Source organism: Massilia hydrophila, assembly GCF_020208145.1.
Lineage (GTDB): Bacteria > Pseudomonadota > Gammaproteobacteria > Burkholderiales > Burkholderiaceae_D > Telluria > Telluria hydrophila.
Genome location: NZ_JAHYBX010000001.1, coordinates 916,212 through 929,478, shown reverse-complemented (window position 1 = coordinate 929,478; position 13,267 = coordinate 916,212). Strand labels below are relative to the sequence as shown.

Annotated in this window: 15 protein-coding genes; 6 read left to right on the top strand and 9 right to left on the bottom strand. The window is 67.6% G+C overall.

Features of this window, described 5'->3' with window-relative positions; all coding sequences use genetic code 11:
- Positions 1-33 precede the first annotated feature (33 nt).
- The 8 genes from cheA to flhD form a co-directional block, all read right to left on the bottom strand.
- Positions 34-2,217 (bottom strand): chemotaxis protein CheA, encoded by a 2,184-nt coding sequence (gene cheA, locus LE190_RS04250; protein ID WP_225237530.1) that lies wholly within the window; start codon positions 2,215-2,217, stop codon positions 34-36.
- Between the two features lie 36 nt (positions 2,218-2,253).
- A complete protein-coding gene (locus LE190_RS04245) occupies positions 2,254-2,619 on the bottom strand; it encodes a response regulator (RefSeq protein WP_224942198.1) in 366 nt (121 codons plus the stop codon).
- An 80-nt stretch (positions 2,620-2,699) separates the two neighbouring features.
- Positions 2,700-3,248, bottom strand: a complete 549-nt coding sequence (locus tag LE190_RS04240) for a chemotaxis protein (protein WP_225237529.1) — start codon at positions 3,246-3,248, stop codon at positions 2,700-2,702.
- A 19-nt stretch (positions 3,249-3,267) separates the two neighbouring features.
- Positions 3,268-4,224 carry a flagellar motor protein MotB gene (gene motB, locus LE190_RS04235; protein ID WP_225237528.1) on the bottom strand — a complete coding sequence of 319 codons (957 nt, stop codon included), beginning with the start codon at positions 4,222-4,224 and terminating at the stop codon, positions 3,268-3,270.
- 43 nt (positions 4,225-4,267) lie between these two features.
- Positions 4,268-5,122: a flagellar motor stator protein MotA gene (gene motA / locus LE190_RS04230; protein ID WP_224942204.1), complete on the bottom strand. Its 855-nt coding sequence runs from the start codon at positions 5,120-5,122 to the stop codon at positions 4,268-4,270.
- 162 nt (positions 5,123-5,284) lie between these two features.
- The gene (locus LE190_RS04225) at positions 5,285-6,028 is read right to left on the bottom strand and encodes a class I SAM-dependent methyltransferase (protein ID WP_225237527.1); all 744 of its coding nucleotides are present in this window, start codon (positions 6,026-6,028) and stop codon (positions 5,285-5,287) included.
- 8 nt (positions 6,029-6,036) lie between these two features.
- A complete protein-coding gene (flhC, locus tag LE190_RS04220) occupies positions 6,037-6,621 on the bottom strand; it encodes a flagellar transcriptional regulator FlhC (protein ID WP_225237526.1) in 585 nt (194 codons plus the stop codon).
- Positions 6,622-6,685: 64 nt separating this feature from the next.
- A complete protein-coding gene (gene flhD / locus LE190_RS04215) occupies positions 6,686-7,003 on the bottom strand; it encodes a flagellar transcriptional regulator FlhD (protein ID WP_224942217.1) in 318 nt (105 codons plus the stop codon).
- Positions 7,004-7,588: 585 nt separating this feature from the next.
- Here flhD and kynB point away from each other — a divergent pair.
- Genes kynB through LE190_RS04185 form a run of 6 tightly spaced genes read left to right on the top strand, consistent with a single transcriptional unit; the run spans position 7,589 to position 12,701 of the window.
- Entirely contained in the window at positions 7,589-8,248 is a 660-nt protein-coding gene (kynB, locus tag LE190_RS04210) for an arylformamidase (RefSeq protein ID WP_225237525.1), read from the top strand.
- On the top strand, positions 8,245-9,516 hold the full coding sequence (gene kynU, locus LE190_RS04205) for a kynureninase (RefSeq protein ID WP_225237524.1): 1,272 nt from the start codon (positions 8,245-8,247) through the stop codon (positions 9,514-9,516). The genes kynB and kynU overlap by 4 nt, the downstream gene beginning before the upstream one ends.
- 18 nt (positions 9,517-9,534) lie before the next feature.
- Positions 9,535-10,377: a tryptophan 2,3-dioxygenase gene (gene kynA, locus LE190_RS04200; RefSeq protein ID WP_225237523.1), complete on the top strand. Its 843-nt coding sequence runs from the start codon at positions 9,535-9,537 to the stop codon at positions 10,375-10,377.
- Positions 10,378-10,425: 48 nt separating this feature from the next.
- The gene (locus tag LE190_RS04195; protein ID WP_225237522.1) at positions 10,426-11,556 is read left to right on the top strand and encodes an acyltransferase family protein; all 1,131 of its coding nucleotides are present in this window, start codon (positions 10,426-10,428) and stop codon (positions 11,554-11,556) included.
- 57 nt (positions 11,557-11,613) lie between these two features.
- The gene (locus LE190_RS04190; protein WP_225237521.1) at positions 11,614-12,165 is read left to right on the top strand and encodes an RBBP9/YdeN family alpha/beta hydrolase; all 552 of its coding nucleotides are present in this window, start codon (positions 11,614-11,616) and stop codon (positions 12,163-12,165) included.
- Positions 12,162-12,701, top strand: coding sequence for a GNAT family N-acetyltransferase (locus tag LE190_RS04185; RefSeq protein WP_225237520.1), 540 nt, complete (start codon positions 12,162-12,164; stop codon positions 12,699-12,701). Before LE190_RS04190 ends, LE190_RS04185 begins: the two co-directional genes overlap by 4 nt.
- A 2-nt stretch (positions 12,702-12,703) precedes the next feature.
- Here LE190_RS04185 and LE190_RS04180 read toward each other — a convergent pair whose 3' ends face one another.
- Positions 12,704-13,222, bottom strand: coding sequence for a hypothetical protein (locus LE190_RS04180; RefSeq protein ID WP_225237519.1), 519 nt, complete (start codon positions 13,220-13,222; stop codon positions 12,704-12,706).
- Positions 13,223-13,267 lie beyond the last annotated feature (45 nt).

Below are 13,267 nucleotides of genomic sequence, written 5' to 3'. Positions count from 1 at the left end.
GATGTCCTCTTGGGTTGATATGGGTTGGGGCGCCTAGGAAACGACGGCATCGGCCAGCTGGCGCGAGGAACGCACCAGCGCGGCCACGTCCAGGATCAGGGCCACGCCGCCGTCGCCCAGGATGGTCGCGCCCGAGATGCCGGCCACCTTGCGGTAGTTGGCCTCCAGGTTCTTGACCACCACCTGCTGCTGGCCCACCAGTTCGTCCACGAACAGCGCGGCCTTCCTGCCTTCGGTCTCGAGGATCACCACGATGCCTTCGCTCGGCTCGGTGATGCGCGGCGTGATGTCGAACATCCGGTACAGCGGGATCAGGGGCAGGTATTCGCCGCGCACCTTCAGCACGCTGCCGCGGCCGGCGATCTCGCGGATGTCGGCGGGCTCCGGCTGGAGCGACTCGACCACGAAGGACAGCGGCAGGATGTAGACCTCGTCGCCGCTGCGGATCGACATGCCGTCCAGGATCGCCAGGGTGAGCGGCAGCGAGATCGAGATCGTGGTGCCGAAGCCGCGCGCCGAGCGGATCTCGACCGTGCCGCCCATCGAGGCGATGTTGCGCTTGACGACGTCCATGCCGACGCCGCGCCCGGAGACGTCGGTCACCTGCTCGGCGGTCGAGAAGCCGGGCGCGAAGATCAGCTGCCAGACTTCCTCGTCGCTCATGGTGTCGTGCACGGCCAGGCCGCTCTCCCGGGCCTTGGCCAGGATGCGCTCGCGGTTCAGGCCCGCGCCGTCGTCCGAGACTTCGATCACGATGTTGCCGCCCTGGTGGCCGGCCGACAGGAACAGGCGTCCCGCCTCCGACTTGCCGGCGGCCACGCGCGCGGCCGGCATCTCGACGCCGTGGTCGATCGAATTGCGCACCAGGTGGGTCAGCGGATCGACGATGCGCTCGATCAGGCCCTTGTCCAGCTCCGTGGCCGCGCCGTTGGTGATGAAGTCCACCTTCTTGCCGAGCTTGCCGGCCAGGTCGCGCACCATGCGCGGGAAGCGCGAGAACACGAAGTCCATCGGCATCATGCGGATCGACATCACCGCTTCCTGCAACTCGCGCGTGTTGCGCCCGAGCTGGCTGATGGAATTGAGCAGGCGCTCGTGCGCCATCGGATCGAGGCCGCCGCTTCTCTGCTCGAGCATGGCGTTGGTGATCACCAGTTCGCCGATCAGGTTGATCAGCTGGTCCACCTTTTCCACCGAGACCCGGATCGAGGACGACTCGGCATGCGGGTCCTTGCGCGCCGCGGCTTTTTTCTCGGCCGCATGCTCGTGGGCGTGTTCGGCCGCGTGCTGCTCGGCCTCGCCGTGTTCATGGACTTCCTTGTGCGCGGCGGCCTGCGGGGGGGTCTCGGCGCCGATGCCGGCCAGCGCGCGGATCTGCTCGATCGGCTGGAAGAAGCCGTAGCCGCGCTCGTCGTCCGACAGTTCTTCCTCGACCGCACCGGCCGGGTGCTCGTCGTCGAGGTCGAAGAAGCCGTAGCCCTGGGCATCCTCGATGCGCTTGCGCTCGGCCGCCTCGATGGCGCGCTGTTCCGGGCTCAGGGCCGGGGCCTCGAAGATCTTCAGGTCTTCCGGGTCCAGCACGAAGGAGCAGATCGCGATGATGTCTTCCAGGCTCTCGTGGGTCGTGATCACGATCGCGCTGCGTCCGCCGTCGAGCGGGGTCACCCGGGTGCGGCCCATCAGGCCGAGCTCGTCGACCAGGGCGCTGATGTCGCGCTGCTCCACATGGGGCAGCTCGATCTTGTAGCGGTGCGCGTTCTCCAGCCGGTGGTGCTGGCGGTCTCCGGCCGTCAGGTAGGACGGGGCCACCACCGGCGCCTGCGGCACCAGGCCCTCGGCCAGGTCGTGCAGCACCATGCGCACATTGGCCACGGCTTCCTGGTCGACGCTGGCGCCGTGGCGGTGGCCGTCGAGCTGCATCTTGAGGCAGTCCTTGGCGGCCAGGAAGGCGTCCACGTGGTTCGCGGTGAGCGCCATCTCGCCCTTGCGGATGCGGTCGAGCAGGGTCTCGAGCACGTGCGTGACTTCGCTCATGTCGGTCAGGCCGAAGGTCGAGGCCCCGCCCTTGACCGAGTGGGCGGTGCGGAACACCGCGTTCAGGTCTTCCGGATCGGGCGCGGCCACGTCGACGCCCAGCAGCAGCCGCTCCATTTCGGCGAGCAGCTCTTCCGCCTCGTCGAAGAAAACCTGGTAGAACTGGCTGATGTCGATCGTCATGATGAAAGTCCTTCGATTGCCCGCTGGGTCATGGCCTTAGCCGATGACCTTCTTGACCACCTCGATGAGGCGCTGCGGGTCGAACGGCTTGACCAGCCAGCCGTTGGCGCCGGCCGCGCGGCCCTTGGCCTTCATCTCGTCGGACGACTCGGTGGTCAGCATCAGGATCGGGGTCTTGGCATAGGTCGGCAGCGTGCGCAGGGTCTTGATCAGGGACAGGCCGTCCATGCGCGGCATGTTCTGGTCGGTCAGGACCAGGTCCACGCTCTGCTGGCGCGCCTTGTCCAGGCCATCCTGCCCGTCCACGGCCTCGAGCACGTTGTAGCCCGCCGCCTTGAGGCTGAACGCCACCATCTGGCGCAGCGAACTTGAATCGTCGACCGCGAGTATCGTTTTTGCCATGTTCTGCTCCTGCTGTCTTGTCCGGAAGCTTCCGGTTGAATGTTAAGTGGCGAAGTATAGGGCCTGGACCGGGGCGCGGTTCAGAAAAGCTCGATGTCGCCGCTTTCCAGGTGGCGCTGCTCGACCGACTTGCGCAGCATGCCGCGCAGCTCGAGCGACTGGATCGCCAGCGCCATGCTGACCTTGCCCAGGCGCTCGACGATCTCCTCGCTGTCGGTTTCCGGCGCGATCTCGGCGCCATGCTCGCTGAGCGTGCCGAGGAAATCGCGCAGGCCGGCCACGCGGCGCAGCGTGCGGTCGATCAGCTGGCTGGTCATGTCCTGGAACTGCATGCTGGTGATGGCCGAGTTCACGTGCTGCCCGATCTCGCCCGACATGTCGGACAGGCGCGCGCTGTCTTCCGCGCTCGGGGCCTCGCCCGCCAGCAGGCGGTTGATCGCGTCCTGGCGCGTGCCGACCGCGGAATGGATGGCCAGGAAGCTGCTGGTCAGCTTGTCGATGGCTTCGTCCAGCAGCAGCGCCGTCTGCAGCAGGTCGGTCTCGACCTCGGTCAGGTGCCGGCGGCCATGCAGCGCCACGCCCGACAGCAGGCGTTTCACGTGCGATCCCAGTATCTTTTTTCTTTTCATTCGAGTCTCCAGTCCCGGGCTACTTGGCCAGCACGGCGTCCGGGCGCAGGCCGCCGGCGCCCGCCACCGCGCCCGCTGCCGCCGCCGGCTGCTGCGCCGGTACCTCGAGCGAGGCGGCGTCGCGCTGCACGGCTTCCTCGGTGCGCTTGTTCATCACGATGATGCTGATGCGCCGGTTGATCGGGTTGAACGGGTCGGTGCGGTCGAGCGGCGTGGCCGATGCCAGGCCCACCACGCGCAGCACCTTGTCGTCGCCCAGCCCGCCGCGCACCAGTTCGCGGCGCGAAGCGTTGGCGCGGTCGGCCGACAGTTCCCAGTTGCTGTAGCCGGCGTCGCTCGGGTACGGCGTCGAGTCGGTGTGGCCGGACAGGCCGATCTTGTTCGGCACTTCGTTCAGTACCATGCCGATCACGTTCAGGATCTCGCGGGTGTAGGGCTGCAGCTCGGCGCGCGCCAGCGCGAACATCGGACGGTTCTGCTCGTCCACGATCTGGATCCGCAAGCCTTCGCTGGTGATGTCGAGCAGCAGCTGGTTCTTGTACTTCTTGAGCAGCGGGTTGACCTCGATCACCGCTTCCATCTTGGCCTTGAGCGATTCGAGGCGGTCCGCTTCGGCCTTGGCCACTTGCGCCTTGGCCGCTTCCAGGTTGTAGGTCTTCGAGGTCGGATCGATGTCGCCCTTCTTGACCTGGCCGTTGCGGCGGCTCAGGTCGGTGCCGCCGCCCTTGATCACGGACGAGGAGTCGCCGGCGCCGGAGCCGCCCGCCATCGCCACCTTGAGCGGGGTCTTGAAGTATTCGGAGATGCCTTCGAGGTCGCCCTTGGCGGTCGAGCCGAGCAGCCACATGAGCAGGAAAAAGGCCATCATCGCCGTCACGAAGTCGGCATACGCGATCTTCCAGGCGCCGCCATGGTGGCCGCCGGCCACCTTCTTGATGCGCTTGACGACGATGGGGCGCATGTTTTCGTCAGCCATGCTCCCCCCTTCCCTGCGCGTGATGTCGTTGCGGCGTCACGGCTTATTTCTTCTTCTTGATGTGCTCTTCGAGCTCGGCGAAGCTCGGGCGCTCGGTCGAGTACAGCACCTTGCGGCCGAATTCCACGGCCAGCGCCGGCGCGTAGCCATTCAGGCTGGCCAGCAGCGTGACCTTCACGCACTGGAACATCTTGGTCGATTCTTCCAGCTTCTGTTCCAGCACGCTGGCCAGCGGCGTCACGAACGCATAGGCCAGCAGGATGCCGAGGAAGGTGCCGACCAGGGCCTTGGCGATCAGGATGCCCAGCTCGGCCGGGGGCAGGCCCACCGATTCCATCGTGTGGACCACGCCCATCACCGCCGCCACGATGCCGAAGGCCGGCAGGCCGTCGCCGACCTTGGCGATCACGTGGGCCGGAATGGCACCCTCGTGATGGTGGGTCTCGATCTCGTTGTCCATCAGGTTCTCGATCTGCAGCGCGTCCATGTTGCCGGACACCATCAGGCGCAGGTAGTCGGTCATGAATTCGACGATGTGGTGGTCGGCCAGCACCGCCGGGTACTTCGAGAACAGGGGCGAGGCTTCCGGCGCCTCGATGTCGCCTTCGATCGACATCAGGCCTTCCTTGCGCACTTTCGACAGCACGTCAAACTGCAGGGCCATCAGCTCCATGTACATGTCCTTGGTGTACTGCGAACCCTTGAACACGCCCGGCAGCGCCTTCATGGTCGCCTTCACCGACTTCATCGTGTTGCCGACGAAGAAGGCGCCGAGCGCCGCGCCGCCGATCATCAGGAGTTCGATCGGCTGCCAGAGCGAAGCCAGGTGACCGCCGGCCAGGGCAAATCCACCGAACACGCAGGCGCAGACGATGAGGTAACCAAGAATGACTAACAAGAGAAATCCGCTCCAGAAAAGCCGGATCGACGCATCCGGCTGATGCACATAAAAATGCTAACAAAAGTGCCGGATAAAAAGTGATTCCAGGCAAAGTTGACGCAGGGAACCACTCTAGCGGGAGAACGGGCCATCGGCAAGCAAAAAGCCCGGTTTTGTCGCCTAAAAGTGCCAGATGTGCAGGGCGGGGCCGCCCTCTGTGGGATAGACGGTACGGTCGGGCGGACGATCGTCGATGATGAATTCGTAACTGACGAGCAGGGACCCCGGCCGCATCTCGCGCGCCGCCTTGCGCCACAGGGCCGGCATGGCGGCCGGCGACAGGTAGGCGAACACCAGGTCGTAGGCGCCGAAGTCGAGACTGTCGTAGTCGCCGCGCAGGAAGCGCGCCCGGCTGCCCGACAGGCGCGCACGCAGGCTGCTCAGCAGCCAGGGCAGCGGCGCCAGCTCGATGCCGCTGGCCGCGATATCCGGCCGGCGCCGCGCCAGGTCGAGCACCAGGCCGCCCAGGCCGCTGCCGATGTCGATCACGCGCAAGCCCGGCCGCTGCGGCAGCAGGCCCGCCAGCGCCGCGCGCACCGCGCGGCCCGACGGGTAGTACGGCACCTGCGTGCGGTAGGTGGACCAGTACAGCAGCAGCAGGAACAGGAAGGCGGCCAGGAAGGCCAGTGGCGGGATCGCCAGCTGGGCCGCGCCATACAGCGCCAGCGGGAACAGCAACTGGATCGGGCGCCACCAGCCGGCCAGGCCGCGCCACCAGCTGAGCGCGGCGGCAAACAGGCCCTGGACCAGGGCGACCGCGGGATAGGACATCGGCATGCCGGCCGTGGCCAGCAGCCAGACGGCGGCCAGCATCAGCGGGATGGCAGCCAGCTGCAGCAGCAGCGCCGCGACGGCCGGCTTCATCGGCGCCGTCAGCTGTCCTGGCGGGCCGCGGCGCTGGCGGCCTCGCTGGCCTCCCTGGCGTCCTTGGCGTCCTTGGCCTTGCGCGTCTTGCCGGCGCGCGAAGGCATGTGGCACAGGCCGCACAGGTAGCCGGCATTCAGGTCGAGCGCATTGACGATGAACTTGCCCTGGCATTTGTTACATGGCGCAAGCACCAGCATGCCGCTCTGGAAGAAGCGCACCAGGGTCCAGGCGCGGGTGAGCGAGAGCAGCGGCTCCTCGCCCGGCTCGGGCGGCATCTGTTCGAGATAGAGTTGATAGGCCTTCATCACGGCATGGATGCCGCTGGCGCCGGCGTGTTCCACCAGGAAGTGGTGGATATTGATGAACAGCGAGGAATGGATGTTCGGCTGCCAGGTCAGGAACCAGTCGGTCGAGAAAGGCAGCATGCCCTTCGGGGGCGAGACCCCTTTCAGTTCCTTGTACAGCTTGAGCAGGCGCTCGCGCGACAGCGAGACTTCGGTTTCGAGCAGCTGGAGGCGCGCTCCCAGGTTGATCAGTTCGATCGCAAGCTGGATTTCCTGCGCTTCCGAAACGACGCTCTTCTTGCTCATGTGCTGCTCCCGCTCTCCGGCGCGACCCCGGCGAGGCCGCTTCTGCGGGAATTATACGATTTCTTTATGCAATCTCTTCAACCGGCTGGCCGGCCATCAGGATGGCGGCGTGCGACTGGGCCAGGCTGCGCTCCTTGGTGTGGCTGGTGAGCATCGACAGGATGGCGGTGTCGTCGAAGCGGAAGCGGGCCAGCATCATGTTGCCGCTGGCGAGCTTCAGGATCTGGGCATTGCTCATGCTTTCGATCAGTTCGGCGATGTCGGCCGAGATACCCAGACGGAAGATTGCGGTGACCTTGTCGGCGCGGATCATTTGCTGGGCCAGCATCAGGTAGCTCAGGTTTGCGTCGCGGATTTCAGCCATCATGTCGTTCATCGTCATTTCCATCTCTCCGTAAGTTGTTGCCGTTGAGATAGATTCTGACCGTGAGGCAACTTTAGTGGAATTGGACGAACTCTGTATTTTTGGTCGGGGAATGGCGGACAGGACCCGTAGGAGTTTGTCTGACAAACCCTTCTGGATCGCTCTGGCGCCCCTATGAAAACGGGGGCGGTGGGCGGCGCTGGAAACCACCCGGATTGTTGGCGTCCGACCCGGCTGCTGTCGTGCGCTTGCTACGGTTTACGTCAAGCTTTCGGAGAACTTTAGGGTTTTCGCAAAATATTTTTCGATATTTCGCTGCCCTCTTCCCGAAGCTTCTTACTGCTTAACGGCGCCTGCGCCAGCAACTTGAGGGTATGTTGAAAATATTTTTTCAAAACCTGTATTCGGATGATTCCTTGCGCTTCTGAAACCGGTAACGGCAGGGATCGCGGGAACTTTAGGCCTGCGATGAAAAATAATTGAAATATTTTTTGTCATCTCTAAAAGTTACCCGTATAGCAACAAAACCGGGCGCGGCTGCGAGGAACTTGCTACACTGCCGCACTTGGAAATGCTTCAAGCCTCAACCAGTCAAAGGCGCCCATGGAATCATTACGCATCTGGGACATCAGTCCGACCATCCGCAGCGGCATCCCGGTATGGCCGGGCGACACCCCATTCGAGGCCGCCCCCACCTGGGAGATCCGGGACGGCTGCCCGGTCCGCGTCAGCCGCATGACGATGACGACCCACCTGGGCGCCCATACCGACGCGCCCAGCCACTACGACCCGGCCGGCAGGACCATCGACCAGGTCGACCTGCGTCCCTACCTCGGCCCCTGCCGCGTGATCGATTGCGTGGGCGCGGCGTTTGTCGAACCGCGCCACCTGGAAGGCCGGCTCGACGGGGTGCCGGCACGGGTGCTGCTGCGCACCTATGCCAGCGCCCCGCAGGACGCCTGGGACCCGGCCTTTCCCGCCGTCACCCCGGCCGCGATCGCCCTGCTGGCGCGCCACGGCGTGCAGCTGGTGGGCACCGACGCCCCGTCGCTCGACCCGCAGGACTCCAAGACCCTGGACGCCCACCATGCGGTGCGCGCGGCCGGCATGGCCATCCTCGAGGGCATCGTGCTGGACGACATCCCCGAGGGCGACTACGAACTGCTCGCCCTGCCCCTGAAATTCGCCGGCATGGATGCCAGCCCGGTGCGCGCCATCCTGCGCCAGCTGCCGCCCGCCCCGCCCCGGAAGGAAAACGCATGACCACCACCAGCACCCTCACCCGCGCCGACTGCCTGGCGCGCGACGCCCGGGATCCGCTGCGCGCCCTGCGCGCGCGCTTCGAACTGCCGCCCGGCATCATCTACCTGGACGGGAATTCGCTCGGCGCCCGCCCCAAGGCCGCGCTGGCGCGCGCCCAGGAAGTGGTGGCGCAGGAATGGGGCCAGGACCTGATCAAGAGCTGGAATAGCGCCGGCTGGTTCGACCTGCCCAAGCGACTCGGCGACCGCCTGGCGCCCCTGGTCGGCGCCCAGGCGGGCGAAGTGGTCGTCACCGACAGCACCTCGCTCAACCTGTTCAAGGCGCTCGCCGCCGCACTGCAGATCCAGGCCGCCAGCCCGGATCCGCAGACGGCCGCGCGCCGCACCATCGTCACCGAGCGCAGCAACTTCCCGACCGATATCTACATGGCCGAAGGCCTGGCCCAGTGGCTGGGGCGCGGCTACCGCGTGCGCCTGGTCGACGCGGTGGAGGAACTGGCGGACGCGGTGGACGCCAACTGCGCGGTGCTGATGCTCACCCACGTCAACTACCGCACCGGCTACCAGCACGACATGGCCGGCCTGACCCGCCTCGCGCATGCCCGCGGCGCGCTCGCGGTCTGGGACCTGGCCCATTCGGCCGGCGCGGTGCCGCTCGACCTGCACGGGGCCGAGGCCGACTTCGCGGTGGGCTGCACCTATAAATACCTGAACGGCGGCCCCGGTGCGCCGGCCTTCATCTGGGTACCGCGCCGCCACCAGGCCGCCTTCGCGCACCCGCTCACGGGCTGGTGGAGCCACGCGCAGCCGTTCGCGATGGCGCATGGCTTCGCCGCCTGCGAGGGGATCGGCCGCGCCCTGTGCGGCACCCAGCCGGTGGTGTCGCTGGCCCTGGTCGAATGCGGGCTGGAGGTGTTCGAGGAAACCAGCATGGACGCGATCCGCGCCAAGTCGCTGGCCCTGACCGACCTGTTCATCGAACTGGTCGAGTCGCACTGCGCCGGCCATCCGCTCGGCCTGGTGACGCCGCGCGAGCACGCACGGCGCGGCAGCCAGGCCAGCTTCACCCACCCGCACGGCTACGCGGTGATGCAGGCCCTGATCGGGCGCGGGGTGATCGGCGACTACCGCGAACCGGCCATCATGCGCTTCGGCTTCACCCCGCTCTACACCAGCTTCGCCGACGTGTGGGACGCGGTCGCCATCCTGAAGGACATCCTCGACAGCCAAGCCTACGACATCCGCGCCGAGCGCAGCGCCGTCACCTAGCCGAACGAACGGAACACCATGAACGACGAAACCAAGGGCGCGCCGCAGTGGCACGGCGCCAAGCTGGACTTCAAGGAGTCGATGAGCTACGGCGACTACCTGGGCCTGGACCAGATCCTGTCGGCCCAGCATCCGCTCTCGCCCAACCACAACGAAATGCTGTTCATCATCCAGCACCAGACCAGCGAACTGTGGATCAAGCTGATGCTGCACGAATTGCAGGCGGTGCGCGGCCATGTGCGCGAGGGCAAGCTGGCGCCGGCCTTCAAGATGCTGGCGCGGGTGGCGCGCATCATGGACCAGCTGGTGCACGCCTGGGACGTGCTGGCCACCATGACGCCGCCCGAGTACACGGCGATCCGCCCCTACCTGGGCGCGTCCTCGGGCTTCCAGTCCTTCCAGTACCGCCAGCTCGAATTCATCCTGGGGAACAAGAACCCGAACCTGCTGGCGGTGCACGAGAAATCGCCCGAGGCGCACGCCATCCTCGAACGCGAACTGCATGCGCCTTCGGTGTACGACGAGGCGGTGATGCTGCTGGCGCGCAGCGGCTTCGCGATCGCGCCCGAACGCCTGGCCCCTGGCCGCACCGGCCCGACCCAGGCCGACGCGAGCGTCAAGGCGGCCTGGCTCGGCGTGTATGGCGATACCGAGCGCCACTGGGCCCTGTACGAACTGGCCGAGAAGCTGGTCGACCTGGAGACGGCCTTCCGCTTCTGGCGCTTCCGCCACGTGACGACGGTCGAGCGCATCATCGGCTTCAAGCAGGGCACCGGCGGCACCGCCGGCGCCAGCTACCTGCGCAAGATGCTCGACGTGGTGCTGTTCCCGGAACTGTTCGCGCTGCGCACCGCACTGTAGGGCCGCGGCGCGGTATGATCGCATCGTCGCCATGCGCCGAAAGAGACCATGCCAGCGCCGCCACCGGCCCTCGGGAACGCGTTTTCCCTCTACCTCGACCTGACTCGCTTCGCCGCCGCGGTCATGGTCGTGCTGGCCCATGTCGAGTTCTTCGGCCTGATCGCGCCCCATGCCTGGGGCCTGCTCCCGGCCATGGGACGCGAGGCGGTGATCGTGTTCTTCGTCCTGTCCGGCTACGTGATCGCGGCCACGGTGGACGGGCGCCAGCCGTCGGCGCGCGACTACGCGCTGGCGCGCCTGTCGCGCCTGTACTCGGTGGCGCTGCCGGTGCTGCTGCTGGCCCTGGCCGGCGCGTTTGCCGTGCGCGCCCTGGCCGGCCGCGGCGCGGAGAGCGGCTACGTGCTCGACCAGCTCTACCTCTACCTGCCCTTCCACCTGCTGTTCCTGGGCCAGCACTGGACCTTGTCCGAAACCCCGCCGCTGCTGCTGCCCTACTGGTCGCTGTGCTACGAGGCCTGGTACTACCTGCTGTTCGGGCTGGCCTGGTATGTACGTGGCCGCCGCCGGCTGCTGCTGGTGGGGCTGGCGCTGGCCTTCATGGGCTACAAGATGTGGCTGCTGCTACCGGTATGGCTGGCCGGCGCTTGGCTGCAGCGTGCCTACCGTGCACCCTGGATGCGGCCGGGGGTTGCCCGCCTCGGCTGGCTGGCCAGCGTGCTGCTGTTCGCGGCCTGGGTCGGCTTCGGCGTGGAAGAAGCCCTGCGCGCGGCGGGGGGCGCCTGGTGGCCCTTCCCCGCGCTGCCGCTGGGCAGCGCCGACCGCTACCTGGCCGACTGGGTGCTGGCCCTGCTGGTACTGGTGAATTTCGCCTGCGCGCGCGACGCCCGCTTCGGCGCGCTGGCACGCATCGCGCGTCCGCTCCGGCTGCTGGCCGGGCATACCTTCACCCTCTACCTGTCGCATTCGGTGGTGATCGGCCTGTGGCTGGCATTCTACCCGCACCGGCGCGGCGCCCCCGGCGACCTGTTGCTGCTGGGCGCGACGATCGCCGCCACCACCTTCGTGCTCGGCACCCTCACCGAAGGCCGGCGCGACCTGTACCGCGCCGCCTTTGCGCGCCTGCTGGCGCCAGGCGGCAGCGCCCGGCCGCCGACGCCGGCCGGCGGGCCGGGCACCTGAAGCGCCGCGTGCCGGCGTCCCGGCAGCGTTCCTGAACCTTTCCCGAAAGGAGGCAGCATGCAGTCTGAGGTATTGATCCTGGCGGGCCTGTGGAATTCCGGGCCCGATCACTGGCAGAGCCAGTGGCAGCGCCGTCATCCGTCGTGGGCGCGGGCCGAACACCGTGACTGGAACTGCCCGGCGCGCGACGAGTGGGTGGCCGAACTCGACGCCGCGATCGGCGCCTGCAAGGGCGCGCCGGTCCTGGTCGCGCACAGCCTGGGCTGCATGCTGGCCGTGCACTGGGCCGCCAGCGGCTCGCCGCTGAAGGTGGCTGGCGCCTTCCTGGTGGCGCCGGCCGACGTCGAGTCGCCCGCCTACCCGGTGCCCGCCAACGGCTTTGCGCCGGTGCCGCTGGCGCCCCTGCCCTTCCCGAGCGTGGTGCTCGCCAGCGCCGACGACCCGCACGTCTCGGAACAGCGGGCCGTCGGCTTCGCCCGCGCCTGGGGCAGCGGGCTGCTGCGGATCGGCGCCGCCGGCCACGTCAACACGGAATCGGGCCACGGCCCCTGGCCCGAGGGCGAAACCATGCTGCAGGCCTTCTGCCGCCAGATCGGACATGCCCCATGACGGTGCTGCACACCGCGCGCCTGCGCCTGGAACCGATATGCCCTGCCCACTACGACGGGCTGCGCGTACTGAACGCCGACCCGCTGGTGCAGCGCTACATCGGCGGCCGGCCCGAGACGCCGGAAGAAACCACGGCCATGATCGCGCGCGTGGAAGAGCGCTGGCGCCGCTTCGGCCATTCCTGGTGGAGCTTCATCGAACCCGACACGGGAGAACTGGTCGGAGCCGGCTGCATCCAGCACCTGGGGCATGATCCTGCCAACGAGCACGAGATCGGCTGGCGCCTGCGCCCGGACCGCTGGGGGCGCGGCTATGCAAGCGAAGCGGCGCGCCGCATGGCGGCCTTCGCCTTCGACAGCCTGCAGGCGCCTTCGCTGGCGGCGATCTGCCACCCGGAGAACACCGATTCGCGCCGGGTGATGCAGCGCCTCGGCATGTGCTACCGGGGCGAAGAGCAGTGGCATGGGCAGGCAGTCTCGGTGTACGCGATCGACGCACACGACTTCGCCGCGGCGCGTGCGTCCGGCGCTTCCTGAGCTCAGTTTCCGGAACGGAGCCTGGGCAGCACCTGCTCCACCGGCACCATGCCGCTGGCGTCGTCGCCGAACCACGCGCGCTGCACCGCCTGCAGCGTGCTCACGAAGCGCTCGGGGTGGACCAGCACCTGGCCGTCGCGCAGCACGGCCGGGGTCCAGCGCAGCCGGGTACCGTCGTCATACACGACGATGGGCTGGCCCGTCACCGGGAAGGCCGGCCCCCATTCGCCGACACGCTTGCCGACGTGCCAGGCGCTGCCCTTCGCGCGTCCGCCGAGGAAGTCGCGTTCGACCTTGAGTTCCATGGCTTCGCAGCCGCCCGCGTTGCTGGCGCAGATGCGCACCCGGCCGTCGGGCAGCGTTTCCGCCGGTCCGCAGGGCGGCGGGCAGCCGTCCGCGCCGCTCGGCTGCTGGATGACTTTCTGGACCCGGCCTGCCAGCAGTTCCTCGGCGGCGTGCGCCGGCGCGCTCGCCGCGGCGAGCGCGCCGGCCAGCGTGATGAGCTGTCCGATCGTGGGCATTCCTGTCTCCCTGGTTGATGGCGGGTGTTCCCGCCGGCTGGCCGA

Bases quoted from the DNA above. Each gene is read 5' to 3' on its own strand.
- LE190_RS04245 (WP_224942198.1), bottom strand. From the start codon at position 2,619: ATGGCAAAAACGATACTCGCGGTCGACGATTCAAGTTCGCTGCGCCAG.
- LE190_RS04240 (WP_225237529.1), bottom strand. From the start codon at position 3,248: ATGAAAAGAAAAAAGATACTGGGATCGCACGTGAAACGCCTGCTGTCG.
- LE190_RS04185 (WP_225237520.1), top strand. From the start codon at position 12,162: ATGACGGTGCTGCACACCGCGCGCCTGCGCCTGGAACCGATATGCCCT.
- LE190_RS04180 (WP_225237519.1), bottom strand. From the start codon at position 13,222: ATGCCCACGATCGGACAGCTCATCACGCTGGCCGGCGCGCTCGCCGCG.
- flhC (WP_225237526.1), bottom strand. From the start codon at position 6,621: ATGAGCAAGAAGAGCGTCGTTTCGGAAGCGCAGGAAATCCAGCTTGCG.
- LE190_RS04190 (WP_225237521.1), top strand. From the start codon at position 11,614: ATGCAGTCTGAGGTATTGATCCTGGCGGGCCTGTGGAATTCCGGGCCC.
- kynB (WP_225237525.1), top strand. From the start codon at position 7,589: ATGGAATCATTACGCATCTGGGACATCAGTCCGACCATCCGCAGCGGC.
- motB (WP_225237528.1), bottom strand. From the start codon at position 4,224: ATGGCTGACGAAAACATGCGCCCCATCGTCGTCAAGCGCATCAAGAAG.
- kynU (WP_225237524.1), top strand. From the start codon at position 8,245: ATGACCACCACCAGCACCCTCACCCGCGCCGACTGCCTGGCGCGCGAC.
- flhD (WP_224942217.1), bottom strand. From the start codon at position 7,003: ATGACGATGAACGACATGATGGCTGAAATCCGCGACGCAAACCTGAGC.
- LE190_RS04225 (WP_225237527.1), bottom strand. From the start codon at position 6,028: ATGAAGCCGGCCGTCGCGGCGCTGCTGCTGCAGCTGGCTGCCATCCCG.
- kynA (WP_225237523.1), top strand. From the start codon at position 9,535: ATGAACGACGAAACCAAGGGCGCGCCGCAGTGGCACGGCGCCAAGCTG.
- LE190_RS04195 (WP_225237522.1), top strand. From the start codon at position 10,426: ATGCCAGCGCCGCCACCGGCCCTCGGGAACGCGTTTTCCCTCTACCTC.
- cheA (WP_225237530.1), bottom strand. From the start codon at position 2,217: ATGACGATCGACATCAGCCAGTTCTACCAGGTTTTCTTCGACGAGGCG.